The sequence below is a fragment of the Streptomyces niveiscabiei genome, from assembly GCF_033794345.1.
Taxonomy (GTDB): Bacteria; Actinomycetota; Actinomycetes; order Streptomycetales; family Streptomycetaceae; genus Streptomyces; species Streptomyces niveiscabiei.
The window spans coordinates 1-1,494 of the sequence record NZ_JARAYJ010000105.1; the positions used below are offsets into that span (position 1 = coordinate 1).

The 1,494-nt window shown below is 68.6% G+C and carries 1 protein-coding gene; it reads right to left on the bottom strand.

Annotated features, from left to right (window positions below):
- Positions 1 to 53: 53 nt before the first annotated feature.
- A complete protein-coding gene (locus PV682_RS44020) occupies positions 54 to 1,259 on the bottom strand; it encodes an IS110 family RNA-guided transposase (RefSeq protein ID WP_319738579.1) in 1,206 nt (401 codons plus the stop codon).
- Positions 1,260 to 1,494 lie beyond the last annotated feature (235 nt).

The window sequence follows — 1,494 nt, forward strand, 5'->3', positions numbered from 1 at the left end:
GGGGGTGCCCCTATCTCTTTCGTCAAGGGGCGGGTCGGTTGATTGGTGATGTTTCAGGCGGCTTGGGGGACGGCTTGAGGTTCGAAGAACGTGCCGTCGCGGAGCATGGCGAACAGGACGTCGACGCGGCGGCGGGCGAGGCACATCAGGGCCTGCTTGTGCCGTTTGCCCTCGGCCTTCTTCCGCTCGTAGTAGGCCCGGGAGGCCGGATCGGACAGTGAGGCGAACGCGGCGAGGAAGAAGGCCCGTTTCAGGTGCTTGTTGCCTCTGCGGGACGGGCTCTCGCCCCGGATGGAGGACCCGGATCTTCGGGTCACCGGGGCGAGTCCGGCATAGGCGGCGAGGTGCCCGGCGGTGGGGAAGGCTGTGGCGTCGCCGACGTCGATGAGGATCCTGGCTCCGGTCCTGACGCCTATCCCCGGCATCGACGTCAGGAGCTCGGAAAGAGGGTGCGACTTGAGCAACTCCTCGATGTCTGCGGCGAGTTGTTTGCGCTGGTCGAGCAGTGCGGCGAGGTTCTTGGCGAGCTTGGGCACGATCACCGCGGCCGCGTCGGTGCCCGTGACGACGACGGTCTGCTCGTCCAGCGCGGTGAAGATGTCCTCGACCAGCCGCTCGGCCATCCGCGGGGCCTTCGGCCGCAGCAGCGTGATCAGGCGCCGTCGGCCGGCTTTACGGATCGCCTTGGGCGAGCCGAACTGTTCCAGCAGCGTGAGCACGGCCGGGTGCTGGACGCGCGGGCCCAGGACGCGTTCGAGGTGCGGGTGGATCTGGGTGAGCAGGCCGCGCAGCCGGTTCGCGACCCGGGTTACCTCGCCGGCCAGGTCGTCGTCGAACCCGACGATCATGTGGAGTTCGGCGACGGTCTCGTCGTTCAGCTCGATCGAGCGGAGCGTGTGGGGCATGGTGCGGGCGGCGTCCGCGATGATTGCCGCGTCGCGGGCGTCGGTCTTGCCTTCACCGGGGTAGAGGTCGGCGATCCGCCGCATCGTCAGGCCGGGCAGATAGGCGACCTCGCAGCCCGCGTCGCGGGCGACGGCCAGCGGCAGGGCGCCGATCGAGGCGGGCTGGTCGACCACGACCAGGACTTTCCCGTACTTCGCCGTCAGCTTGTCGAGCATGGCCCGCATCTTCGGCTCGCTGTTGGGCAGCGGCTTGTCGACCACTTTCTTGCCGTCCGGCGTGAGGCCGGTGGCGTGGTGTTCGCCCTTGCCGACGTCGAGGCCGAGGAACACGGCGACGTCGCGGGTGTCGAGCACTTCACTCCTCCTGGGAGGGTTCGTTCTTCCCGGCCAAGGCACGGCGCCGACATCCGGCAACCACGTTACGAAGAGCGTTGCCGGCGGACCGGCGCTCCTGCCCCTATCAGCGATCTACCGGCGCCTCCCGACCCGGTGACACCACCCCCCGGGTCATGGTCGACAGGGGGCAAAAGTCATGCCGGGCCAGAAGGCCGGGAGCCTCATGATCGAGGCCGTCTAGAAGGTAACGGGG